This window comes from Massilia orientalis, from assembly GCF_030411975.2.
In the GTDB taxonomy this organism is placed as follows: domain Bacteria; phylum Pseudomonadota; class Gammaproteobacteria; order Burkholderiales; family Burkholderiaceae_D; genus Telluria; species Telluria orientalis.
The window spans coordinates 100,648-124,025 of record NZ_JASNRB020000017.1; the positions used below are offsets into that span (position 1 = coordinate 100,648).

Consider the following 23,378-nt stretch of genomic DNA (forward strand, 5'->3'; position numbering starts at 1 on the left):
TCAGGCGCCCGCGACGAGCACCGACGCCGTATCGCGTCCCGCATGCTTCGAGCGGTACAACCCGTCGTCCGCCGCATGGGCCATTGCGGCCTGCTCCGGCCGCGCGCTCCACGCGATGCCGATGCTGCTCGTGACCGAAAGCAGATGCCCGTCCAGCGCGAACGGGGCGCGGATCGCGTCGAGCAGCTTGGCCGCGATGCGCTCGCACTCCAGCGGCGAGCCGACCTGCTCCAGCACGATGACGAATTCGTCGCCGGCCAGGCGCGCCACCGTGTCCGTGGCGCGCACCGTGGCGCCGAGGCGGCGCGCGAACTCGCGCAGCACGGCGTCGCCCACCGCGTGGCCGAGGCTGTCGTTGATCTGCTTGAAGTGGTCGATGTCGAGGTAGGCCAGCGCCAGCGGCGTGGCGCCGCGGCGCGCGCGCGCGATGGCCTGCGCGAAGCGCTCCTCGTAGCTGCGCCGGTTCGGCAGGCCGGTCAGGTGGTCGGAATGGGCGAGCGCGTGCAGCTGGCGCTCGTATTCGCGCGCGGAGGTCGCATCCGTCGACAGCACGTAGATGCCCTGCACGATGCCGTCGCGGATGTGCGGCAGATAAGTCGAGCTGATCACGCGCGTGCGGCCGCGGCGCTGCTCCTCGATCTCCAGGTGCGACGCGTGCCCGGCCAGGCAGCGCTCCAGCGCTTCGCGGCGTGATGCGTAGAACCCCTCTCCCATCGCGTCCAGCACCGTCCTGCCGATCATGTCGCTGGTCTTCACGCCGAACCATTCGCGATAGCGTTCGTTGGCGAAGCGGTAGCGCATGTCGGTGTCGACGTAGGCGATCAGCGCCGGCACGTTGTCGGCGATGGTGCGCAGCCATTCGCCGCTTTCGGCCAGGCGTGCGCGCGACGCATCCAGTTCCGTCACGTCCTTCATCGCGACGACGGCGCCCAGCGGCTCGCCGGTGGTGCCGTGCAGCGCGCGGCCGCTCGCGAGCAGGCGGCGCGGCGCCTCGCCCGCCACGTGGATCGTCATGCCGGCGTCCTTCACGCGCTCGCCACGCAGCGCGCGCACCAGCGGGACGTCGTCCGCTGCCAGCGGCGTGAGGCCATCCTCGCCGTACAGATCGTAGTGCGCGGGCCAGGCGGCCTGCGGCAACGCGCTGTCCGCGTCGAGGCCGTGGAAAGCGCGCGCCGCGCGGTTGAACAGCATCAGGTGGCCGTCGGCGTCGCACGCGACCACGCCCACGTCCACCGTTTCCAGCACGGCGTCCAGCAGTTCCTGCTTCTGGCGCAGGGCCTGCTCGGCCGTCTCGCGCAGCCGCATCGTCAGTTCGAGCGTGGCGTTCTTGTCCTGCAGTTCGCGCGTGCGGTTGGCGACCAGCACGTCGCGGTTCAATTCGTCCTGCACCAGTTGCGCGAGGTCGCGCAGCATGCGCCGGTCGGCGTCGCCGAAGGTGCGGGGACGCCTGTCGATGATGCACAGGGTGCCGAGCGGCTGGCCGTCCACGCTGTGCAGCGGCTGGCCGGCATAGAAGCGGATGCGGGGCGCGCCCGTCACGTGCGGGTGCGCGGCGAACCGCTCGTCGAGGAGCGTGTCCGGCACGACCAGCATGTCGTTCAGGGCGATGGCGTGGCTGCAGAAGGCGAGCGAGCGCGGCGTCTCGCAGTAGTCGAGGCCCGCCTGCGACTTGAACCACTGGCGCTCGCGGTCGACGAGCGACACGAGGGCGATCGGGACGTCGAACGCGGCGGTGGCGAGGCGGGTGAACCGGTCGAACCGGTCTTCGCGGGGCGTGTCGAGCAACCCCAGCGCATGAAGGGCCTGGAGGCGTGCTTCTTCAGCGAGATCTTGTTGACTGAGCATGGGCATCCTTGATCGGCGAAGCACGCAGCCTGTGCAGCAAATTCTATCCGATTATCACCAATCTGTGCGGTAGAGCCACATCCGTTGCATTCCGGGTACATCCCGTGCCGCTGTAAAATTTTGAAAACATTCTACTTCGAAATAATTGATGAGAATTCACCTTTTATGCAAAAACCATGCTGACTGCTGCACAAATGACACACCACATTTCCAGATCGATCATATTGTGTGTGACCTAACCGAACGGTGGTGGCCGGAACCGTAAGGTGTGGCCTTTGCCCCGACAAGGACGGCCATGGACGCTTACCGGCAGTACCCCATCCGCCTGCGCATCAACGGCGAAGACCGCGCATTCGACGTCGAATCCACGGTGACGCTGCTCGACCTGCTGCGCGACCGCGCCGGCCTCACCGGCACCAAGAAGGGCTGCGACCACGGCCAGTGCGGCGCCTGCACGGTGCTGCTGGACGGCCGCCGCATCAACGCCTGCCTCACCCTCGCCGTCATGCAGGACGGCCACGAGGTCACGACGATCGAGGGCCTGGCCGACGGCGACACGCTGCATCCGCTGCAGCAGGCCTTCATCGACCACGATGCCTTCCAGTGCGGCTACTGCACACCCGGCCAGATCTGTTCGGCCGCCGGCCTCGTCGCCGAGGGCCAGGCGCAGACGGTCGACGACGTGCGCGAACTGATGAGCGGGAACGTGTGCCGCTGCGGCGCGTATCCGCAGATCGCGCAGGCCGTGTGCGAAGTGATGGGGATCGCCAAATGAATCCGTTCGACTTCACCCAGCCCGCCGACGTCGACGCCGCGCTGGCCGCCCTCGCCGCGCCGGGCGCGCGTCCCATCGCCGGCGGCACCAACCTGCTCGACCTGATCAAGGAAGGCGTGATGACGCCCGCACACCTCGTCGACATCAACCCGATCGCGGGCCTCGACACGATCGAGGAAGACGGCACGGGCCTGCGCCTGGGCGCCCTCGCCCGCAACGCGGACACGGCCTGTCACCCGCTCGTGCGCGAGCGCTATCCGCTGCTGGCCGCCGCGATCCTGGCCGGCGCGTCGCCCCAGTTGCGCAACATGGCGACGAACGGCGGCAACCTGCTGCAGCGCACCCGCTGCGTCTATTTCTACGACGTGGGCACGCCGTGCAACAAGCGCGAGCCGGGTACGGGCTGTCCCGCCAAGGCCGGCATCAACCGCCAGCTCGCGATCCTCGGCACGAGCGCGCAGTGCATCGCCACGCATCCGTCCGACATGTGCGTGGCCCTGCGCGCGCTCGACGCGACCGTGCACGTGCGCGCGGCGAACGGCGAGCGGACGATCCCCTTCGCCGGCTTCCACCGCCTGCCGGGCGACACGCCCGACGTCGACACGACGCTGCAGCCCGGCGAACTGATCACGCATATCACCCTGCCCGATGCGCGCCGCTTCGCGCAGCGCTGCGAGTACGTGAAGGTGCGCGACCGGCTGTCGTATGCGTTCGCGCTCGTCTCGGTGGCCGCCGCGCTGGACCTCGCCGCCGACGGCACCGTGCGCGCGGCCCGCATCGCGCTGGGCGGCGTCGCGCACAAGCCGTGGCGGGTCGAGGAAGCGGAAGAGCTGCTCGTGGGCCGCCCCGCCGGCGAGACCGCGTTCGAACAGGCCGCGGAGCGCATCCTGCGCGGCGCGCGCGGCTACGGTCAGAACGATTTCAAGATACCGTTGGCGCGGAACGCCATCGTGCAGGCGTTGACGAACGCCGCGAGGAAGGGAGACAAGCCATGACCGACCTGATCCCCGACCTGCGCACGCCGACGGCCCCCGAAGGCACGGGCCGCGTGCACAGCGGCATGGCCGTGTCGCGCACCGACGGCCGCGCCAAGGTGACGGGCACCGCGCACTACGCGGCCGAGATCCCGGCGCCGGACCTCGCGTATGGCGTCGTCGTCAGCGGCACCGTCGCGCGCGGCCACATCAAGGCCATCGATACGGAAGCGGCACGCGGCGTGCCCGGCGTGATCGACGTGATCACGCACGAGAACCGGCCTAAGATGCGCGGCAACGACCTCGCGTACAAGGACATGACGGCGCCCGGCGGCTCGCCGTTCCGTCCCCTGTTTTCAAGCCGCGTGTTCTGGAGCGGCCAGCCGGTGGCGCTCGTCGTGGCCGAGACCTTCGAGGCGGCGCGCCATGCGGCGAGCCTCGTGCGCGTCACGTACGACATCGAGGAGCACGACACGAACCTGCTCGCGACCTTGAACAGGGCCTACAAGCCGCGCCCGATGAAGGCCGGGTTCACGCCGCCAGGCTCGAAAGGCGACGCGGACCAGGCGTTCGCCACGGCACCCGTAAAGATCGAGGCGGAGTACTACAACGCCGTCGAGCACCACAACCCGATGGAGATGTTCGCCTCCACCGTCGTCTACGGCGAGGACGGCCACCTGATCATCTACGACAAGACCCAGAGTTCGCAGAACAGCCGCTGGTACGTGTCGCACGTGTTCGGGCTGTCGAAGAACAAGGTCACGGTGCGCAACCCGTACGTGGGCGGCGCGTTCGGGTCCGGGCTGCGTCCGCAATACCAGTTGCCGCTCGCGGTGATGGGCGCCTTGAAACTGAAGCGTTCCGTGCGCGTCGTGCTCACGCGCCAGCAGATGTTCAGCTTCGGCCACCGGCCCGAGACGTGGCACAAGATCAAACTGGCGGCCGACAGGGACGGCAAGTTGCAGGCGGTGTGGCACGAGGCGATCCAGGAGACATCGCGCCTGGAAGATTACGTGGAGGTCGTCGTCAACTGGTCCGGGCAGCTGTACGCGTGCGACAACATCCACCTCGGCTACCAGCTCGTCGAGCAGGACCGCGCGACGCCCATCGACATGCGCGCGCCGGGCGCCGCGCACGGCGTGCATGCGCTGGAAGTGGCGATGGACGAACTGGCGTACGAACTGCGCATGGACCCGCTCGCGTTCCGCCTGAAGAACTACGCGGAGCACAACCACCTGGAGGACAAGCCGTTCTCCAGCAAGGAACTGCGCCAGTGCTACCGGCTCGGGGCCGAGCGCTTCGGCTGGAAGGACCGGCCCGTCGAGCCCCGTTCGATGCGCGACGGCGATGAACTCGTCGGCTGGGGCATGGCGACCGGCATCTGGGATTCGCTCGTGATGATCGCGCGCGTGTCGGCCGTGCTGCATGCGGACGGGCGCCTCGTCGTGTCGAGCGCGGCATCCGACATCGGCACCGGTACGTACACCGTGATGGCGATGATCGCGGCGGAGCGTCTCGGCCTGCCGCTCGAACGGGTGACGTTCCAGCTGGGCGATTCCACCCTGCCGCTCGCCCCCGTGGAAGGCGGCTCGTCGCACGTGACGACGGTAGGCGGCGGCGTGGCCGGCGCCTGCGACAAGCTGAAAGCCACGCTGCTGAAGCTCGCACAGAAGGCCCCTGCGTTCAAGGGCCTCAAGTTGAAGGACGTCGAATTCAACGACGGCCGCATCCACCCGCACGGGCAGCCGGAGCAAGGCATCCTGCTGTCCGACCTGCTGGCGCAGGCGGGGCGCGAGCGCATCGAGGAAAAATACCTCATGACGCCGCAGATGCTCAAGCAGCGCAAGTTTTCGCGCGCCGTGCACTCGGCCGTGTTCGTCGAGGTGCGCGTGAACGAGCGGCTCGGCATGGTGCGCGTCACGCGGGCCGTGTCCGCCGTCGCGGCCGGCCGCATCATCAATGCGAAGACGGCCGCGAGCCAGGTCAGCGGCGCCGTCGTGTGGGGCATCAGCCAGGCGCTGCACGAGGAGACGTTCACGGACCACCGCCTCGGCCGCTTCATGAACCATAACTACGCCGAGTACCACGTCGCGGTCAACAAGGACATCCCCGCCATCGAGGTGATCTTCGCGGACGAGGAAGACCGCATCGTCAGCAAGCAGCTCGGCGCCAAGGGCGTGGGGGAAATCGGCATCGTGGGCGTGGCGGCGGCCGTCGCGAACGCCGTGTTCCACGCGACCGGCAAGCGCCTGCGCACGACGCCGATCACGCCCGACAAAGTGCTGCTGGGGGATCACGAAGTGCCTGTCGGCAAGTAAAAATTTTCCACTCGGAATTTGAATCGTCGCATCGGCAACACGGGGCAAACGAAATCTCACGAAAACTCATCTTTCGCTTGCCCAGCGAAACAATCTGACCCTATTCTTCCCGTTCGCGGTTCAGCCGCGGAGAGTCTGCCCGGAATGACAACGGACGAGAAGACATGACGCATAACGACACGGGCAATGTCGAGGTGACCCTCGACGAAGTCTTGATCACGCACGAACTCGCACGCCGCCCGGTGCGTGCACCCGATCACCGCGCGGAGAGCCGCGCCCTCACGCTGCTCGGCCAGGAGCTCGTGACCCATCCGCGCGGCGTCGTGCAGCGGCTCGCCGAACTCGCGTTGCAGCTGTGCCGTGCCGGCACGGCCGGCGTCAGCATCCTGGAGTCCGGCCCCCATGGCGACGTGTTCCGCTGGCACGCGCTGGCCGGCGCGCACGCCGCGGCGCTCGGCGGCGCGGTGCCGCGCGGAGACAGCCCGTGCGGCGTCGTCATCGAACGCAATACGACCTTGCTGTTCGATGGGCCGGCACGCCGCTTCGCCTCTTTGCGCTGCGACGGCCCGCCGCTGCTCGAATGCCTGCTCGTGCCCTGGGCGATCGACGACCAGCCGATCGGCACCGTCTGGGTCATCGCCCACGATCCCGAGCGGCGGTTCGATGCCGAGGATGCGCGCCTGCTGGCGGAACTGTCGTCGTTCGCCGCGGCCGCGCACCAGGTCGTGAAGGCGCTGGACGAGGCGCAGCCGGCAAGCCAGGTCGAGCGCGGCCTCGCGACGCTGCGCCATCACATCGAGACGCGCGCCGGGGGCACCGCCGAAGCCGCGCTGCTGGCCAGTCCCGCAATCCTGCGACCGCTGCTCGAACTGCACGTGGCGCCGCCCAGCGAGGTCGGCCTGCCCGCGGCATTGGCCCCGGTGCTGAACCGCGCCTGCGCGCTGGCGGGCGCCGCCTACGGCCGCATCGAACTTGCCGCCGGCGCGGATGCGGGGCGCGCCATCGTGGCCCAGCGCATGCACGGCGCCGCCGCCGGCTACCGCAACGACGTCGTGGCCGGCCCGCGTGCCGCCGCGACGGATGCGCCGTATGCGCTCCCCCTGACGGCCCACGACGGCACCGTGCTCGGCACCTTGCGCCTCGCGCTCGTGCGGCCGCCCGCGGCGGACGGCACGGGCCTGCTCGACCTGCTCGTGCGCACGGCGGCCGGCGCCATCGAACGCCACCGCAGCCATGCGGCAAGGCGTGACGACGAGCGGCACCAGGCCTTCCTGCTGCGCCTGAACGATGCCCTGCGCCCGCTGGCCGACCCGCGCCGCATCCAGGAACAAGCCGCGCGCGTGCTGCGCGCCCATCTCGGCGTCGACCGGATCGGCTACGCGGCCGACTGCGGCGACGGCGAGCACCTGATCGTCACCCATGCGGACGGCTCGAGTGCGTCCGCGTTCGGCAGCAAGATGCGTTACGCCGACTTCGGTCCCGGCCTGCTGGCCGCGCTGCGCAAGGGCCGGCCGGTCGTGCGGGCGGATATCCTGTCCGATCCCGAGCTCGACGCGGCCGCACGCGGCGCGCATGCCGCGCTCGGCGCCCTCTCCGTGGCCGACGTGCCGCTCGTGAAGGACGGCCGCCTCGTCGCGATCCTGTTCGCGCACCACGGCCAGGCGCGCGCCTGGAGCGCCCCCGACCTGGCCGTCATGCAGGAGACGGCCGAGCGCACCTGGGCCGCCGTCGAGCGCGCGCAGGCGCAGGCCGAGCGCGAGGCGGCCTACGCGGAACTGATGCGCCAGTCGCGCTTCGTCGCGACGACGATGGATGCGCTGCCCGACTTCGTCTACGCGTTCGACCGCGCGCACCGCTTCGTCTACGTCAACCGCGCGATGGAAGAACTGTACGGCATGGCAGCGGGCGCGCTCGTGGGCCGCAGCTTCGCCGACCTGGACTTCCCGTCCGACCTGGCCGCGCGCCTGGACGGCCACCTCGACACCATCTTCCGCACCGGCGTCACCATCCAGGACGAGGTGTATTTCACGAGCCCCACCGGCACCAGCGCCTATTTCCAGTTCCGCTGGGGGCCCGTGCTGGCCGAGGACGGAACGGTCGAGCAGGTCGTGGGCGTCTCGCGCGACACGACCGGCCGGCGCATGCTGGAAGCGCGCCTGCGCGAGAGCGAGGAACGGGCGGCCTTCCTGCTGCGCCTGTCCGACGCGATGCGCTCGCTGGACGATGCCGACGCGATCGAGACGACGGCCACGCGCATGGTGGCCGCGCACCTGGGCGCAAGCCGCGTGCTGATCGGCGAATTCGAGGAAGGCCGCGTCCACATCCGGCGCGACCACGTGGAGGGCGTCGCGTCGCTGGCCGGCACGTATCCGATGCCGTCGCTGGGCGCGCGGGCGCTCGCCGCGTTCGAGCGGGGCGAACCGTTCGTCGTCGAGGATACGGCGCGCGACCCGCACACGGACAGCGCCACGCGCGCCGGCTGGATCGGCGTCGGCATCGCATCCCACGTCGGCGTCGGGCTGTATTCCGGCGGGCGCATCGCCGGCGTGTTCTGCGTGCACCACGCGGCGCCGCGGCACTGGAACGCGGCCGAAGTGAACCTCGTGCGCGAAGCGGCCGAACGCACGTGGGCCGCGATCGAGCGCGTGCGCGCCGAGCAGGCGCTGAAGGACGCGGACCGGCGCAAGGACGAATTCCTGGCCACGCTGGCGCACGAGCTGCGCAATCCGCTCGCGCCGATCAGCAACGCGATCCAGCTGATGCGCCGCGCCGACAGCCGCGATGCCGCCGATCGTCTCACGGGCATCGTCGAGCGCCAGGTGCGGCAGATCGTCAAGCTCGTCGACGACTTGATGGAGATCGCGCGCATCTCGCGCGGCAAGATCGAACTGGACCGGCGCGCGCTGGCGCTGGCCGACATCGTGCGCGACGCCGTCGAGGCGAGCCGCCCGCAGATCGACCGCGCCGGCCACGTCCTCGACGTGACGGAGCCCGACGCATCCCTCGTCGTGCACGGCGACGCCGTGCGCCTCACGCAGGTGCTCACGAATTTGATCAACAACGCCGCCAAGTACACCGGCGCGGGCGGCCGCATCGACCTGCTCGCCGGGCGCGAAGGCAGCGCCGTCGCGCTGCGGGTGCGCGACAACGGCCGCGGCATCCCGGCCGCGCAGCTGCCCCACGTGTTCGACATGTTCGCGCAGCCGCACCTGGGCGACCGGGGCGATGGCGACGGCCTGGGCATCGGCCTCGCCATCGTGCGCAAGCTCGTCGAGATGCACGACGGGACGGTGGAAGCCCACAGCGCGGGACCGGGCTGCGGCAGCGAATTCGTCGTGCGGTTACCCCTGCTGCACGGCACGGCGCCGGACGGTGAGGCGGGGACGACGTGTGCGGCGCTGGCCGGCCAGCGCGTCCTCGTCGTGGACGACAATGCCGACGCGGCCGACACGCTGGCCCTGCTGCTGGACACGCACGGGGCGCGGGCGCGCGCCGTGTACGGCGGCCCGGCCGCGCTGGCGGCACTGTCCGGGTTCGCGCCCACCGTCGTGCTGCTCGACCTGGGCATGCCGGAGATGGACGGCTTCGACGTCGCGCGCGCCATCCGCGCCGAAGGCCACGCGCACGTGCGTATCGTCGCCCTCACGGGCTGGGGCCAGCAGGCCGACCGCGAGCGCACGCGCGCGGCCGGGTTCGATCATCACATGACCAAGCCGGTGGACCTGGCGGCGCTAGCCGCGTGGCTCGGCGCGTAACTCGGCCACCAGCTGCGCGTGCAGGCGCCGGTCGCCGCACGCCAGCACCGTGCCGCCATGCTGCACGTCGCCGCCATCCCACGCCGTGATGACGCCGCCCGCCCCTTCGATGATGGGCACCAGTGCCTGCACGTCCCACGGCTGCAGGCCCGCCTCGATGACGGCGTCGACGAGGCCGGACGCCAGCATGCAGTAGGCGTAGCAGTCGCCACCATAGCGCAGCAGCCGCGCCCGGCCCGCGACCGCGTCGAACGCCACGCGCTGGATCGGATCGAAGATGTCGGGCGACGTGCACATCACGTGCGCGTCCGCCAGTTGCGCGCACGGGCGCGTGTGCAGCACGTGGCCGCCGTTCCATGCGCAGTGCGCCGTGCCGACGAAGCGCTCGCGCGTAAAAGGCTGGTTCATGAGACCCAGTACCGGGCGCGTGCCGTCGTTCAGCGCGATCAGCGTGCCCCACAGCGGCAGGCCGAGGAGGAAGGCCCTGGTGCCGTCGATGGGATCGAGCACCCACGTCAGGCCCTCCCCCCGCCCGCATTGACTCTCTTCCTTGCCCTCCTCTTCACCGAGGATGCCGTGGTGCGGGTAGCGGGCGCGGATCAGCGCGCGCATCACGCGCTCGGCGCCGCGGTCGGCCGCGGTCACGGGATCGAAGCCGTGCGCGCTCTTGTTCTCGGCGCCGCTGCCGGCGCGGAAATGCGGCAGGATGGCGCCGGCGGCCGCGTCGGCCAGCTCGTTGGCGAACTGCAGGTACTCGTCGAATTCGGTGGCATCGATGGGCATCGGCTATCTCGCAGGAAGGCGGCACGGCGCCGCCTCCGCCATCCTACCGCGAACCCGCGGCGGCTTGGTGAAATACGCACGCTTCGCCATCGTCGGGCACGCGCACCCGCGCCACCAGGTCGTGCGTCTCCACCCACGCCCGCAGCTCGGCCCGCGACAGCATGCAGTGATTCACGGCCTCCAGGTGGCTCGCGACGATGGCCGCCCGCGGCGCCGCCTGCACCACGCTGGCCACGTCGTCCAGGTCCATGATGATCGGCCCCAGGCCCGGCACCTGCGCGTCGCCGCAGTTCAGCACGACGACGTCCGGATCGTACGTTTCCAGCGCGGCCGCCACGTGCACGTTCCACACCGTGTCGCCGGCGATGTACAGCGTGGGCTCGTCCGGATGACGCAGCACGAGGCCGCTCACTTCGCCCATGCGCGCGCCGATGGCGGCCATGACGGTGTCGCTGCCGTGCTGGCCGCGCGTCTGGGCGATGCGGATGCCGTCGAACGGCGTGTCGCCTTGCGCCGACAGCGTGCGCACATCCGTGAAGCCGTCGGCGCGGATGGCCTGCGCATCGGCGTCGTTCTGCGCGAACACGGTCAATGCGCGCGGCAGCTCGCGCCGCGCGGCGTCGTCCCAATGGTCGGCGTGCAGGTGCGTGACGAGCACGGCGTCCACGTCGAACAGCGTCGCCAACGGCACGGGCAGGTCGACGAGCGGATTCGCCAGGTGGCTGTTGGCCGTGCCGGCAAAGCCGGGGTAGGCGCCCTTGTCGGCCAGCAGCGGATCGACGAGGAAAGTCTTGCCGGCGTATTCGATGAGCAGGGTGGCGTTGCGGATCTGGGTCACTTGCATGGTGTCTCTCCTTGGTGTGTGTGACGCCATTCTCGCGGTGCGGACGGTTGCCCGACAGTGGCCCGGAGGACAACCTTCGATATAATCGGGCCATGTCCCGAACCGAACCGTCCACCTGGCGTGTCGCCGTCATTGCCTTCGACGGCATGACGCCCTTCCACCTGTCCGTGCCCTGCCTCGTGTTCAGCGGCCGTCCCGGCGCGGATGCGAGATCGCACTTCGCGCTGACGGTGTGCGGCGCCGGCACGGATGCGCCGCTGGCCACGAGCGCCGGCTTCGGCATCGTGCCGAGCCACGGCCTGGAAGCGCTGCGGGATGCCGACATCGTCGTCATGCCCGCCTGGTACGACGACTGCCGCCCCGCGCCGCCCGCGCTGCTGGACGCGCTGCGTGCGGCGCATGCGCGCGGCGCCTGCATCGTCGCGCTGTGCCTCGGCGCGTTCCCGGTGGCCGAGGCGGGCCTGCTGGACGGCCGCACGGTCGCCACGCACTGGGCCCTCGCCGCCGAGCTGGCGCGGCGCCACCCGCGCGTGAAAGTCGATCCGGACGTGCTGTACGTGGACGATGGCGACGTGCTGACGTCGGCGGGCGTGGCGGCGGGCATCGACTGCTGCCTGCACCTGATGCGCCGGCTGTGCGGTGCGGACGCGGCGAACCACGTGGCGCGCATGCTCGTCGTGGCGCCGCACCGGCAAGGGGGCCAGGCCCAGTTCATCGAACGGCCGCTGCCCGCGTCGCCCAGCGACGGCCGCCTGTCCGCGGTGCTGGAGTGGGTGACGCGCCACCTCCGCGAGGAACACGGCATCGACGACCTGGCCCAGCGCGCCGCCATGAGCCGGCGTAACTTCACGCGCCACTTCCGCCAGGCGACGGGCACGTCGTTCAAGCAATGGCTGCTGGCCCAGCGGCTGGCGCACGCGCGCTGGATGCTGGAGACATCGGATGCGGCCGTCGAGGTCGTGGCGCAGGAGGCCGGCTTCGGCTCCGCGCTGTCGCTGCGCCAGCACTTCCGCGCCGCGCTGCAGACGTCGCCGGCGGCGTACCGCAAGGCCTTTCGGCGTGGTGCGGACGGCTAGCCGTCCATCCTACGCACGGCCCGCGCCCAGCCACGCGCGCAGCACATTCAGGTCGACCGGCTTGGTAAGGTGAAAATCGAACCCGGCCCCGCGCGTGCGTTCGCGGTCGCTCTCCTGTCCCCACCCCGTCAGCGCGACGATGCGCACGCCGGACCAGGCGGGATCGGCGCGGATGCGGCGCGTCACTTCGAGGCCGTCCATGTCCGGCATGCCCAGGTCGAGCAGCACCGTGTGCGGCCGCAGGACCGGCAACGCGGCCAGCGCGGACGGGCCGTCGTACACGGCGCGCGCCTGGGCGCCGTCCGCGTCCAGCAGCATCGCGAGCGTGTCGGCGGCGTCCTGGTTGTCGTCCACGACGAGGATGCGCTGCCCCGCCAGCGGCGCCGCGCCCGCCCCCGCGGCGGCGCCGTCGTGGGCGGCGTCGGGCGGTTCGGCCAGCGGCAGGCGCACGATGAATTCGCTGCCCAGCCCCGTCCCGGCACTCTTCGCCTCCACGGTCCCGCCATGCATCAGCACGAGGCTGCGCACCATCGCGAGGCCGATCCCGAGCCCGCCCTGCCCGCGCCCGGCCGCGCGGTGCGCCTGCGTGAACATGTCGAACACCGCGGGCAGGTGGCCGGCCGGGATGCCGATGCCGTTGTCGCGCACCGCGATCTCGACTTCCAGGCCGTCGCGTCGCGCCTCCAGCGCGATCCTGCCGCCCTGGTCCGTGTACTTGGCCGCGTTGTTCAGGAGGTTCGCGAGCACCTGCGTGAGGCGCACGCTGTCCGCGTTCAGCGTCAGCGCTTCGTCGGGCAGGCGCACGTCCAGCTGGTGGTGGTGCTGGTCGATCAGCGGCCGGCTCGTCTCGACGGCGCCGTGCACGACGTCGGCCAGCAGCAGCGGCTGCCGGTGCAGCTCGATCTTGTCGCGCGTGATGCGCGAGATCTCGAGCAGGTCGTCGACGAGCTTGATCATCTGGCGCACCTGGCGGCCCAGCATCTCGACGAGGCGGTCGGCGCGGCGGCGGCCGTCCGGGTGGCGCAGCAGGTGCACCGCGTTGCTGATCGGCGCGAGCGGGTTGCGCAGCTCGTGCGCCAGCACGGCCAGGAATTCGTCCTTGCGGCGGTCCGTTTCCTTCAACGCCTGCTCGGCCAGCACGGCGTCCGTGATGTCGAGCGAAGCGCCGACGTGGCCCGCGTAGCTGCCGTCCGGCGCGAACAGCGGCTGCGCATAACTGTCGAACCAGCGCCACTGCCCGTCGTGGCGGCGCACGCGGTCGACGTTGCGCCAGGGCCGGCGCGTGCGCACGGCATCCATGTAGTCGGCGATGTACGCGGGCGCGTCGTCCGGATGCACCAGTTCGTGCCAGCCCATGCCCATCACGTCCTCGAATGCCTTGCCCGTGAAATCGAGGTAGTACTGGTTGACGAACACGTTGCGGCCAGCTTCGTCGTTCTGCCAGATCAGCACGGGCACGGTATTCGCCAGCGTGCGGAAGCGCTGTTCCGACACCCGCAGCTCGTCCTCGACGCGCTTGCGCGCCGTGATGTCCTGCACGATGTTGACGGCGCCGGCGATACGCCCCGCATGGTCGCGCAGCGGCGTGATGTTGAGCAGGACGTCGATGCGGCTGCCGTCCGGCCGTTCGATCGTCAGCTCGCGGTCGACGACGGAATGTCCCCCGGCCAGCACCTCGCGCAGCGGCGCAGTGAAGTTTTCCAGCCGGTGGCCGTTGTGCGCGCACGCCTCCGGCCCCCAGCATGCGGGCGCCTCGCCGGGCGGGCCGCCGCACAGCGCGTCGGCGCAGGCGTTGTGGAACACGACCGTTCCCGCCGCATCGCAGGCGACGACGCCGGCCGGGATCGCGCCGATCAGGTCGCGGTAGCGCTGCTCGCTGGCGCGCAGCGCGTCGTCGGCCTGGCGGCGCTGCGCGATCTCGTGTTCGAGCATGCGGTTGTGCCCCGCCAGCACGCGCGTGCGTTCCTCGGCCGCCTGCATCAGTTCGCGCCGGCCCTCGGCCGTTTCCTCGAGCGCGACGATGGTCTGGTAGGCGGCGGCCGCGAAGTCGGCCAGGTTGCGCAGCACGCGCGCATCCTCGGCATCGAATTCCCGGTCGGGGCGATGGCTGATCACCCACACCGTGCCCACCGCGCGGCCCTGGGCCGTCCACGGCACGAGCAGGTTTTCGATCATCGGCGGGTCGAAGCCGGCCATCGCCGCGAAGCAGCGCTCGCCGTACCGCATGAGCATGGTTTGATTGCGGTCGACTACGACGCCGCACGGGCTGACGTCGAAAGCGATCGTGCCGCCAAGATGCTCCGCGAACAGCCCCGCCGCCGCGTGCCAGCGGAAATAGCGGCCCCCGTCCTGTTCCTCGAGGAGGCTGATGCCGGCCGAACCGGCATTGCACAATTCGAGCACCAGTTCGGCGAGTTTCTGCGGAACACCGTGCGGATCGGCGGCCAGTTGCCGGGCGAGCGCAGCCATCGCGCGGTTTTCGGCCGCGTAGTCCGGCGCCCGGCGCGGACGCCGCGCCAGTTCCTCCGTGATGAGCACGTCGTCCACGCAGGAGGCGGCAGGGGTTGGGATCTCCATCGGCACGGTATCGCTCGTATTGACACCCCATGCTACCGAAAAGCACGCCGCCGTGGCGCGCTAATGCATTGCAGGTGCAATCAAGCTGTGCCGGGTTTCCCCGGACTCAACAACCGCCGGTATTCGCCTTGACGGTGGGGACGCCGGTGCCGTCATACGAATACTGCACGGAACATTGCGTGGGATTCGGCGCGCTCTCGATGCGCCATCCGGCATCGCCGTTCGGGATCTTGTTGTTGCCGTAGCCATAGAACGTGTAGCCGTCGGCCTCGACCGCCGCCGAGGACAGGTAGCAGCCGTTGGCCGGCACCGTCAGGCCTTGCACCACCGAGCCGATGCCGTCGCACCACCGGTCGGGGTAGCCGCTCCAGACACGGATGTTGGTGCCGTCCATGTCGACGTTCGTCAGGTTCGCGATGGCGAGCGGCGTGCCGGCGCCGCGGATCGCGGTCAGCGACTTGACCAGCTTGATGCCCGTGTTGACGGAGCCGGTCAGCGCCTGGATCGACGCCTTGCGGCTGTCGCCCCCGAGGTCGGCGAATTTCGGCAACGCGACCGCGGACAGGACGCCCAGGATGACGATGACGACGATCAGTTCGATCAGCGTGAAGCCCCGGGTCCGTCCGGCAGTCGGGACGTGAATTCCATTTTGATGTCGATACATGGCGCGCGCTCGATAGATAAGCTGGTTACATTCTTTTCCACAAAGAATTGTTTCAGTATATCAATACACTCGCCACATTTCTATCATTTGGTTGGCCGACCGTTGTAACCTTGCGTCTCTACGGCTTGGCCAGGCCCATCTTGGCCAGGGTCAGCGTCTCGTCCGCCCTGCCCCAGCCGCCGTCGGCGACCTCTTCCACCAGCACCATCGAATAAGGCCGGGCCTGCTCGCCGAAATACTCGACGAACATGGCCGTCGTGCGGTGGATGATCTCTTCCTTGCGCGCCGCGTCGACGACGCCTGCGGGGAATTTGAAATTTGCGAATGGCATGATCTCTCCTTGTCGTGAATGGCGACGGATGTCGCCGATGCACGCATTGTCGGCGTTCGCGCCGATGCGATAAACGTGGAGAAATGGCGAAGTCCGTTCAACCTCGCCCAACAATGATACTCACAGGGCCGCGTCCAGCGCGAGCCGCAGCGGTCCCGGCGTGATGCCCGTCCAGCGCTTGAACGAACGGCGGAAATTGGCGGCGTCGTGGAAGCCCAGGTAGGCCGCGGCCGCTTCATTGTCGAGCCGGCGGGCCTGGAACAGCCACAGCGCGACGTGCGTGCGCACCTGGTCCAGCTCGGCCTGGAAATGCGTGTGATGGCGCAGCAGCTGGCGCTTCAGCGTGGCCGGGCTGACGCCGAAATCGTGGGCCGTGCGCTCCAGCGTGGGCGCGGCGCGCACCCGCTCCAGCAGGTAGTCGTACAGCGCGGCCAGCAGGCCAGGCGGCCGTTCGGGTTCCGCGGCGGCTGCCGCCTGCGCGAGGCCGGCCGCGACGCCGTTTCCGCGCGGCCAGGGGCGGTCGAGCCAGGCCGCATCGATCAGCATGGCGTCCAGCTGGCAGTCGAACCGCAGCGCGCTCCCCAGGTGGACGTGGTGCTGCTCGACGTGACGCGGGGCCGCGCGGTTGAAGCAGAAGCGCCACGGCAGCCTGTCCCCGCCGAGCCAGCGGCACAGCGCGACGACGGCCGTCATGTGCATCTCGACCAGCGCGGGACGCAGCCCCGGCGCGCCGTGGCTGTCCACCCAGTACAGCAGCGCCACGTCGCCCCACGTCTCCAGGCGCGGACGCAGCAGGGGCGTGAAGCGCGCATGCCAGCGGCACAGCGTCTCGAGCAGCGCGCGCAACGTGGGCGCCTGCACGAGCGCGTGGCTGGCCGCGCCGTCGTGGCCCGGCAGCAGCTGCTGGCCCAGCATGAACGACGTGTCCGGGCTGTCCAGTGCGCGCAATGTGTTCGCGAGCAGGCGCAGGAGCTGGCTCGCCGACACCGGCGCCGCCGGGTCGAGCGGATCGGCCAGGCCCGTGTCGCGCAGCAGGACGGCGTCGTCCGCATCGGCCGCGCGGCCGTATTCGAGCACGAGGGCCGGCTGCAGATAGCCCGGGATAGCCGGGTCGGCCGCCGCGCACCAGGCGATCACGCCGCGTCCATCCGGCGGCACAGGTCCGCCAGCAGGATCTCGGGCGCGCCGTCGGCCGGCGCGCACTCGTGGCGCAGGCTCAGTGCCACGCGGCGCGCGCCCGCATGATGACGCATGGCGCCGACCATCGCGCACAGGTGGCGCGCGGCGTCCGCGGCGGCGTCCGCGGCGAGGTCCGGCATCAGCACGGCGAAGCGGTCGCCCGCGTAGCGGCACAGCAGGTCGTCGTTGCGCAGGTTCAGCAGCAGCATGTGCGCGACGGCCTGCAGCACCCGGTCGCCTTCCGCCCTTCCGTGCTCGCGGTTGATGCGGTGGAAGCCGTCGATGTCGAGCAGGACCACGGTCCCTGTCGTGCGGCGCAGCTGCTCGCGCAGGTAGCCGGCGTCGGCCAGCTGCGTGACGCGGTCGAACGGCCGGTGGCTGCGGAACAGGCGCTCGCGCTTGCGCAGGTGGTTCGCCAGCAGCGCCTGCTCGCGGCGCCAGTAGTACAGCCCCGCCGTCAGCACGAGCATCCCGAACGGCACGAGACCTTCCAGTGCGTTGTCCCACAGCGCGTCCTTGTCGATGCGCCAGAACTCGTCCAGGCAGTCGGCCCACGAGCCGAGCGTGATGCACGCAAGGCCGCCGGCCAGCAGCCGCGTCACGCGTCCGTCCGGCCGGCTCGCCAGCACGATCAGGCACCACACGAGCGCCATCAGCGCGGTGCCGCCCTCGTCGACGATGTCCATCCAGTGCCAGCTCGCGAACGGTTTAAACGTCCCGGCGGACGCGTACATCGCGGCGAATGCGGCCAATGCGCAGGCGAGGACGAGGAGCGGACGGACGAAGGCAGGCATGGCGGCGCGGTTGCGAAAAATGACGGCCGAAGGTAGCGCGGGCGTGTGACAGGTTGATGACAGGCGCACGGGTCCGAACGGCTCATGCCGCACGCGTTTCCCGAGCGCCGCGGACGGTCTGGCCGCGGGCGTGCCGGGTCAATTCGGCTCATTCCGCGGTCGTACGGCCTAGCGCGGCGCCGGACGTCACCGACCCGTCATATTCGGTGCCGAGAATGCGCCGCATTCCAACCACGTCCTGACAGAACAACAATGCGACCTCTCGATCTTCCCAAGACTTTGACAGCGCTCGGCGCGGGCCTGCTGGCCGCCGGCGGCGTGCATGCGGCCGACACCGTCGTCGTGACCGGCCAGCGCGCCAGCCTCGCGCACGCCATCGCGGCGCAGGAAAAGGCCGACAACATCGTCTCCGTCGTCAGCAGCGACGACATCGGCGGCCTGCCTGACAAGAACGCCGCCGAGGCGCTGGCCCGCCTGCCGGGTGTCGCCGTGCAGCGCGACCAGGGCGAAGGCCGCTACGTCGTCGTGCGCGGCCTGGATGCCGACTACAACAGCGTCACCATCAACGGCGCGACCGTGCCGTCGCCGGAAGCGTCGCGCCGCGCCGTCGCGCTGGACGTGCTGCCGGCAGGCCTGATCCGCGAACTGGCCGTCACCAAGACCCTCACGCCCGACCAGGACGCGAACGCGCTGGGCGGCAGCATCGACGTCAAGACCCTGTCCGCGTTCGACCTGCCGGGCCGCATGCTCAGCGTGGGCGCGGCCGCCAGCCACGACGACCTCACGCACCGCACCAGCCCATCCGCCAACGCGCTGTGGGCGCAGCGCTTCGCGGGCGGCACGCTCGGCATCGCGGCCGGCCTGTCGGGAGAAAAGCGCAGGTTCGGCTCGGACAACGTGGAGACGGGCGGCGCGTGGAGCGGCAACCGTTTGTCCGGCTTCGAATTGCGCGACTACCTGCCGGCGCGCACGCGCCGCGCGGGCGCGCTGAACGTCGACTGGCGTCCCGATGCAGGCACCAGCGTCGCGCTGCGCAGCTTCCTGTCGCGCTTTTCGGACGACGAGGTGCGCGACCGCCTGACCGTCGGCAACGTCAAGGGCGGCGCGCTGGCCGAAGGCGCGACGGATACGGCCCGCGTGGAACGCCGCATCCGCCAGCGCAAGTACACGCAGGAGATCCGCTCCGTCAGCCTCGCCGCCGATCACCGCATCGACGCGTGGAAGATCCACGCGGAAGCGGCCGGCACGCGCGCCAGCGAAGACACGCCCGAATCGCTGAACGACGGCCGTTTCCGCGGCACGTCCAGCTTTGCCGGCATCGGCTTCACGGACGGCATGCAGCCGCACCTGATCGCGCCCGCGGCCGTGTTCGATCCGGCCAGCTATGCGCTGAACGCCATCACGCTGCAGCAGCGTTATTCGTCCGACCGCACGCACCAGCTGCGCGTGGACCTCGCGCGCGACGTCGACGCGGGCGACTGGCGCGGCACCGTGAAATTCGGCACCAAGGCGATCCGGCGCGACAAGGACAACGACACGAACCAGTGGGCCTACAGCAGCAACAAGGCCACGAGCGGCAATTACTGGGGCCCGGGCTCGACGTCGATGTCGGCGTTCACGAGCGGCGCCAGCGTGGACCATGCGCTGGGCACGATCGGCGCCGCGCTCGATCCGGTGCTGATCCGGGCCCGCGTGGCGGGGCTCGATCGCGCCGCGGCGCGCCTGGTCGCCGAATCGGCACTGAACGACTACGGCATGCGCGAAGACATCGATGCCGGCTATGTGCAGGCGAGCTTCATGCGCGGTCCGTGGACGATCCTGGCCGGCGTGCGCGCCGAACGGACGCGCTTCGCGGCCGACGGCAACGAGGTGGCAGGCAGCACGATCACGCCGCGCCACGCAGATCGCAATTACACCAACTGGCTGCCCGGCGTGCAGCTGCGCTACGACATCGACCGCGCGACGAGCGTGCGTGCCGCGTGGACTAACGCCGTCGTGCGCGCCAACTTCAGCCAGCTGGCGCCCGGCATCAGCCTGGCCAGCGCCACCGAGGCGACGATCGGCAACCCGGACCTCGCGCCGCTGAAGGCCCACAATCTCGACATCGGCATCGAGCGCATCCTGGGCAGCGGCGGCGTCGTATCGGCCTATGCGTTCTACAAGGACATCCGCAATTTCACGTATGCCGCCAACCTCGCGGGCACCGGCCGGTGGGTGGGCTATACGACCGCCACGTCGTACGCGAACGGCGACGACGCCGACGTGCGCGGCCTCGAACTGGCCTGGCAGCAGCCGCTGCGCATGCTGCCCGCGCCGTTCAACGGCCTGCTCGTCGGCGCCAACGCGACGCTCACATCGTCCAGCGCGGACATCGGCGGTCGCAGCATCCGCATGCCGGGCCAGGCGACGCGCATGGCGAACGTGATGCTGGGGTACGAGGCGGGTCCGCTGTCCACGCGCATCGCCGTCAACTACAAGTCGCCGTATCTGCTGGAGCTGGGCGGGGACGTGAGCGACCCGATGCAGGACCATATCGTCGACGCGCAGAAGCAGGTCGACTTCTCGCTCGCCTGGCAACTGGGCAAGCGCTGGCAGCTGTCGTTCGACGCCGCGAACCTGAACAACGAAACCTATTACGTGTACCAGGGCGTGAAGGGCCACAACGTCCAGTACGAACGCTACGGCCGCACGTACAAGATCGGCCTGAAAGCGAGCCTGTTCTGATGAAAGCAATCTTCCTGTACGCCGCCCTGCTCGCCACGACGGCCCACGCGCAAGTCATCCCGCCCGCGCTGCACGGTGCGAACGAGCTGGCCGCGCTGCCCGGCGGCGGCTGGCTTGCGCTGGACAAGCACGCGCTGCGCCTCGTCGATGGCAGCGGTAACGAGCGCGCCGGCGTCGCCGTGCGCGGCCGCCAGTTCGACGTGCGCGACGGCCTGGCGCTCGTCGTCGATGCGAACGCCGAACGCGCGGTCCCCGTCCGCATCGATGCGAAGGGCCTGCACGCCCTGCCCCCGCTGCCCGAGACCGGCTTCGGCATCGAAGCGGCCTGCCTGTACCGCGACGCGCAGCACCTCGACCACGCGTTCCTGATCGCGAAGGATGGCCAGGCGCAGCAATGGCTGCTGGGCGAGCCGGCCCGCCTCGTGCGCCACATGGCGCTGCCGCCGCACGTGAAGCACTGCCGCGTGGACGATACCGAGGCGACGCTGTACGTGGCCGAAAGTGGCCTGGGCCTGTGGGCCTACGACGCCGCTCCGGAAAGCGCCGGCGCCCGCGTGCCGGTCGCACTGGCGGCGCCGTTCGGCAAGCTGGCCAAGGGTGCGGGCGCCATCGCCGTATTGCCCGGCGGCGTGGCCGCGCTGGACGGGCGCGGCACGCTGCACGCATGGCGGCGCGCGGGCGACACGTGGCGCGAACACGCTGCGCTGCCTTTGAATGCACACGCGCTGGCATCCGGCGCGCGCCTGCTCGCGCGCACGGACGCCGGCTGGAAGGATGCCGGCCTGGCATGGAAAGCGTCGGCATCGAAGCAGGCGGCGCTGCCGATCGTGCTGCCGCGCGCGCAGACTGCGCCCGTCGCGCGCGCCGGCGACGCCGCCGACGATCCCGCGCTCTGGATCCACCCGGCGGACCCGGACGGCGCGCGCATCCTCGGCACGAACAAGAAACAGGGCCTGCTCGTGTACGACCTCGCGGGCCGCCAGACGCAGCTGCTGGAAGCGGGCCGCCTGAACAACGTGGACGTGCGCCAGGACCTCGCGTTCGGCGCCGGCGTCCGCGTCGATCTCGCGATGGCCACGCAGCGCGACGAGAACGCGATCGTGCTGTTCGCCATCGACGGCAACGGCACCGTCAAGGAAGCCGCGCGCCTGCCCACGACGCTGTCCGACATCTACGGCGCCTGCCTCTATCGCACGCCGCAAGGCGGGCTGGATGCCATCGTCAACGACAAGGACGGACGCTTCCAGCAATACCGAATCACGCGTACGGACGGCCGGTTCGGCGCGACCCTGGCGCGCAGTTGGCGCCTCGCGAGCCAGCCGGAGGGTTGCGTGGCGGACGAACGCACCGGATTGCTGTTCATGGGCGAGGAAAAGCGCGGCCTGTGGGTGGCGGATGCCGACGCAGCGAAGCCGATGACGCCGCGCCTCGTGCTGCCGGTGGGCGGCCTGCTGCATGCGGACGTCGAAGGCATGGGCGTTTATCACGGCAAGACGGGCAGCTGGGTCGTCGTGTCGAGCCAGGGCAACGACAGCTATGTCGTGCTCGATGCCACGGCGCCGTTCACGGTGCGCGGCGCGTTCCGGATCGGCATCGACGCGGCCAGGGGTATCGACGGGACGTCCGAGACGGATGGACTGGACGTCACGTCCGCGCGCTTGGGCGGGCCGTATGGCAAAGGCCTGCTCGTCGTGCAGGATGGCCACAAGCGGCTGCCGGACGGGCCGCAGAACTTCAAGCTGGTGGCGTGGGAGGACGTCGCGAAGGCGTTGAGGCTCGGCGACTGAAGTGACCGTCGTCCCCGCGCAGGCGGGGACCCATACTGAGGTGATCAGGACGCTCTGCATGGGTTCCCGCTTCCGCGGGAACGACAGTATTACATGGTCATGACGTTTGCGCTACCATACAGTCGAGAGCGACTCACGACGACCGCATGGAACTCGAACTGATCACGCGCCGCCCGGCGGCGCCCCGTCCGGACAGTCCGCGCCTGCTGCTGGTGCACGGCATCTGCGTGGGGGCCTGGGTGTGGGACGAACACGTCCTGCCCTGGTTCGCCGACGCCGGCTTCGAAGTGCATGCGCTCAGCCTGCGCGGCCATGGCGGCAGCGGCGGGCGCGAACGGCTGAACGACTGGCGCCTGGCCGACTACACCGAGGACCTGCGCACGACCATCGCGCGGCTGGGCGACGGGCCGCTGGTCGTCGTCGGCCACTCGCTCGGCGGCGCCGTCGTGCAGGACTGGATCCGCAGCGGCGGGCACGCGGCCGGCGTCGCGCTGCTCGCGTCCGTGCCGCCGTGGGGCCTCGCGTATTCGGCGTGGCAGATGATGCTGTCCTCGCCCGACCTGTTCCAGCAACTGGCGCGCCTCTCCTTGGCCGAACCGCGGACGCTCGACCCGGACGTCATGCGCCGCCACCTCTTTTCCGACGACCTGCCCGATGCCGACTATGCCCGCTTCGCGCGCCGCGTGCAGGGCGAGTCGCGCCACGTGGGCATCGAACTGCAGGGCTGGCGGCCGTTCGCGCCGATGCCCTGGCAGGCGCCGCCCGTGTTCGTGCTGGGCGGCGAGGACGACCGCTTCATCCGTCCCGACGCCGTGCGCGGCACCGCGACCTACTTCGGCGTGAAACCGCACCTCGTGCCGCAGCTGGCGCATGCGCTGATGCTCGATCCGCACTGGGAAGACGCGGCCCGGCCGCTGCTGGACTGGATCCTGAAGCTGCCTGCATGATAAAA

The 23,378-nt window shown here is 70.3% G+C and carries 16 protein-coding genes; 8 read left to right on the top strand and 8 right to left on the bottom strand.

Features of this window, described 5'->3' with window-relative positions; all coding sequences use genetic code 11:
• Complete coding sequence (locus QPK29_RS24465) at positions 1-1,845, bottom strand: sensor domain-containing diguanylate cyclase (RefSeq protein WP_371768494.1); 1,845 nt, start codon at positions 1,843-1,845, stop codon at positions 1-3.
• Positions 1,846-2,140: 295 nt separating this feature from the next.
• Between QPK29_RS24465 and QPK29_RS24470 the strand changes: the two genes are divergently transcribed.
• The 4 genes from QPK29_RS24470 to QPK29_RS24485 all read left to right on the top strand — a co-directional run bounded on the left by QPK29_RS24470 (position 2,141) and on the right by QPK29_RS24485 (position 9,667).
• Positions 2,141-2,620, top strand: coding sequence for a (2Fe-2S)-binding protein (locus QPK29_RS24470; protein WP_371768495.1), 480 nt, complete (start codon positions 2,141-2,143; stop codon positions 2,618-2,620).
• Positions 2,617-3,615 carry an FAD binding domain-containing protein gene (locus QPK29_RS24475; protein WP_160410597.1) on the top strand — a complete coding sequence of 333 codons (999 nt, stop codon included), beginning with the start codon at positions 2,617-2,619 and terminating at the stop codon, positions 3,613-3,615. The genes QPK29_RS24470 and QPK29_RS24475 overlap by 4 nt, the downstream gene beginning before the upstream one ends.
• Positions 3,612-5,912 carry a xanthine dehydrogenase family protein molybdopterin-binding subunit gene (locus tag QPK29_RS24480; protein ID WP_371768496.1) on the top strand — a complete coding sequence of 767 codons (2,301 nt, stop codon included), beginning with the start codon at positions 3,612-3,614 and terminating at the stop codon, positions 5,910-5,912. The genes QPK29_RS24475 and QPK29_RS24480 overlap by 4 nt, the downstream gene beginning before the upstream one ends.
• A 164-nt stretch (positions 5,913-6,076) precedes the next feature.
• Positions 6,077-9,667 carry a GAF domain-containing protein gene (locus QPK29_RS24485; protein WP_371768497.1) on the top strand — a complete coding sequence of 1,197 codons (3,591 nt, stop codon included), beginning with the start codon at positions 6,077-6,079 and terminating at the stop codon, positions 9,665-9,667.
• On the opposite strand, the gene hisN is transcribed toward QPK29_RS24485, so the two are convergent.
• Both hisN and QPK29_RS24495 read right to left on the bottom strand, forming a co-directional pair.
• Positions 9,644-10,450, bottom strand: a complete 807-nt coding sequence (gene hisN / locus QPK29_RS24490) for a histidinol-phosphatase (RefSeq protein WP_371768498.1) — start codon at positions 10,448-10,450, stop codon at positions 9,644-9,646. The genes QPK29_RS24485 and hisN overlap by 24 nt on opposite strands.
• 43 nt (positions 10,451-10,493) lie before the next feature.
• Positions 10,494-11,294 (bottom strand): MBL fold metallo-hydrolase, encoded by an 801-nt coding sequence (locus QPK29_RS24495; protein ID WP_371768499.1) that lies wholly within the window; start codon positions 11,292-11,294, stop codon positions 10,494-10,496.
• Positions 11,295-11,386: 92 nt separating this feature from the next.
• On the opposite strand from QPK29_RS24495, the gene QPK29_RS24500 reads away from it, so the two are divergent.
• Entirely contained in the window at positions 11,387-12,370 is a 984-nt protein-coding gene (locus QPK29_RS24500; protein ID WP_371768500.1) for a GlxA family transcriptional regulator, read from the top strand.
• A gap of 9 nt (positions 12,371-12,379) precedes the next feature.
• On the opposite strand, the gene QPK29_RS24505 is transcribed toward QPK29_RS24500, so the two are convergent.
• From QPK29_RS24505 to QPK29_RS24525, 5 genes are all read right to left on the bottom strand, one after another.
• Positions 12,380-14,947: a PAS domain S-box protein gene (locus QPK29_RS24505; protein ID WP_371768501.1), complete on the bottom strand. Its 2,568-nt coding sequence runs from the start codon at positions 14,945-14,947 to the stop codon at positions 12,380-12,382.
• A gap of 106 nt (positions 14,948-15,053) precedes the next feature.
• Positions 15,054-15,611: a pilus assembly FimT family protein gene (locus tag QPK29_RS24510; RefSeq protein ID WP_371768502.1), complete on the bottom strand. Its 558-nt coding sequence runs from the start codon at positions 15,609-15,611 to the stop codon at positions 15,054-15,056.
• 118 nt (positions 15,612-15,729) lie between these two features.
• Positions 15,730-15,942: a tautomerase family protein gene (locus QPK29_RS24515; protein ID WP_056126276.1), complete on the bottom strand. Its 213-nt coding sequence runs from the start codon at positions 15,940-15,942 to the stop codon at positions 15,730-15,732.
• 120 nt (positions 15,943-16,062) lie between these two features.
• Entirely contained in the window at positions 16,063-17,079 is a 1,017-nt protein-coding gene (locus QPK29_RS24520) for an AraC family transcriptional regulator ligand-binding domain-containing protein (protein WP_371768503.1), read from the bottom strand.
• Positions 17,076-17,915: a GGDEF domain-containing protein gene (locus QPK29_RS24525; RefSeq protein ID WP_371768504.1), complete on the bottom strand. Its 840-nt coding sequence runs from the start codon at positions 17,913-17,915 to the stop codon at positions 17,076-17,078. Before QPK29_RS24525 ends, QPK29_RS24520 begins: the two co-directional genes overlap by 4 nt.
• Positions 17,916-18,194: 279 nt before the next feature.
• Here QPK29_RS24525 and QPK29_RS24530 point away from each other — a divergent pair, with 279 nt between their 5' ends.
• From QPK29_RS24530 to QPK29_RS24540, 3 genes are all read left to right on the top strand, one after another.
• Complete coding sequence (locus QPK29_RS24530; RefSeq protein WP_400189847.1) at positions 18,195-20,639, top strand: TonB-dependent receptor; 2,445 nt, start codon at positions 18,195-18,197, stop codon at positions 20,637-20,639.
• Complete coding sequence (locus QPK29_RS24535) at positions 20,639-22,426, top strand: phytase (RefSeq protein WP_371768506.1); 1,788 nt, start codon at positions 20,639-20,641, stop codon at positions 22,424-22,426. Before QPK29_RS24530 ends, QPK29_RS24535 begins: the two co-directional genes overlap by 1 nt.
• 146 nt (positions 22,427-22,572) lie before the next feature.
• Positions 22,573-23,373 (top strand): alpha/beta hydrolase, encoded by an 801-nt coding sequence (locus QPK29_RS24540; protein ID WP_056126268.1) that lies wholly within the window; start codon positions 22,573-22,575, stop codon positions 23,371-23,373.
• The last annotated feature ends 5 nt before the right edge of the window (positions 23,374-23,378 follow it).

Excerpts from the sequence above, each read along its gene's own strand:
- QPK29_RS24495 (WP_371768499.1), bottom strand. The coding sequence starts at position 11,294 with ATGCAAGTGACCCAGATCCGCAACGCCACCCTGCTCATCGAATACGCC.
- QPK29_RS24505 (WP_371768501.1), bottom strand. The coding sequence starts at position 14,947 with ATGGAGATCCCAACCCCTGCCGCCTCCTGCGTGGACGACGTGCTCATC.
- QPK29_RS24465 (WP_371768494.1), bottom strand. The coding sequence starts at position 1,845 with ATGCTCAGTCAACAAGATCTCGCTGAAGAAGCACGCCTCCAGGCCCTT.
- QPK29_RS24500 (WP_371768500.1), top strand. The coding sequence starts at position 11,387 with ATGTCCCGAACCGAACCGTCCACCTGGCGTGTCGCCGTCATTGCCTTC.
- QPK29_RS24485 (WP_371768497.1), top strand. The coding sequence starts at position 6,077 with ATGACGCATAACGACACGGGCAATGTCGAGGTGACCCTCGACGAAGTC.
- hisN (WP_371768498.1), bottom strand. The coding sequence starts at position 10,450 with ATGCCCATCGATGCCACCGAATTCGACGAGTACCTGCAGTTCGCCAAC.
- QPK29_RS24540 (WP_056126268.1), top strand. The coding sequence starts at position 22,573 with ATGGAACTCGAACTGATCACGCGCCGCCCGGCGGCGCCCCGTCCGGAC.
- QPK29_RS24510 (WP_371768502.1), bottom strand. The coding sequence starts at position 15,611 with ATGTATCGACATCAAAATGGAATTCACGTCCCGACTGCCGGACGGACC.
- QPK29_RS24515 (WP_056126276.1), bottom strand. The coding sequence starts at position 15,942 with ATGCCATTCGCAAATTTCAAATTCCCCGCAGGCGTCGTCGACGCGGCG.
- QPK29_RS24480 (WP_371768496.1), top strand. The coding sequence starts at position 3,612 with ATGACCGACCTGATCCCCGACCTGCGCACGCCGACGGCCCCCGAAGGC.
- QPK29_RS24535 (WP_371768506.1), top strand. The coding sequence starts at position 20,639 with ATGAAAGCAATCTTCCTGTACGCCGCCCTGCTCGCCACGACGGCCCAC.
- QPK29_RS24475 (WP_160410597.1), top strand. The coding sequence starts at position 2,617 with ATGAATCCGTTCGACTTCACCCAGCCCGCCGACGTCGACGCCGCGCTG.
- QPK29_RS24470 (WP_371768495.1), top strand. The coding sequence starts at position 2,141 with ATGGACGCTTACCGGCAGTACCCCATCCGCCTGCGCATCAACGGCGAA.
- QPK29_RS24525 (WP_371768504.1), bottom strand. The coding sequence starts at position 17,915 with ATGCCTGCCTTCGTCCGTCCGCTCCTCGTCCTCGCCTGCGCATTGGCC.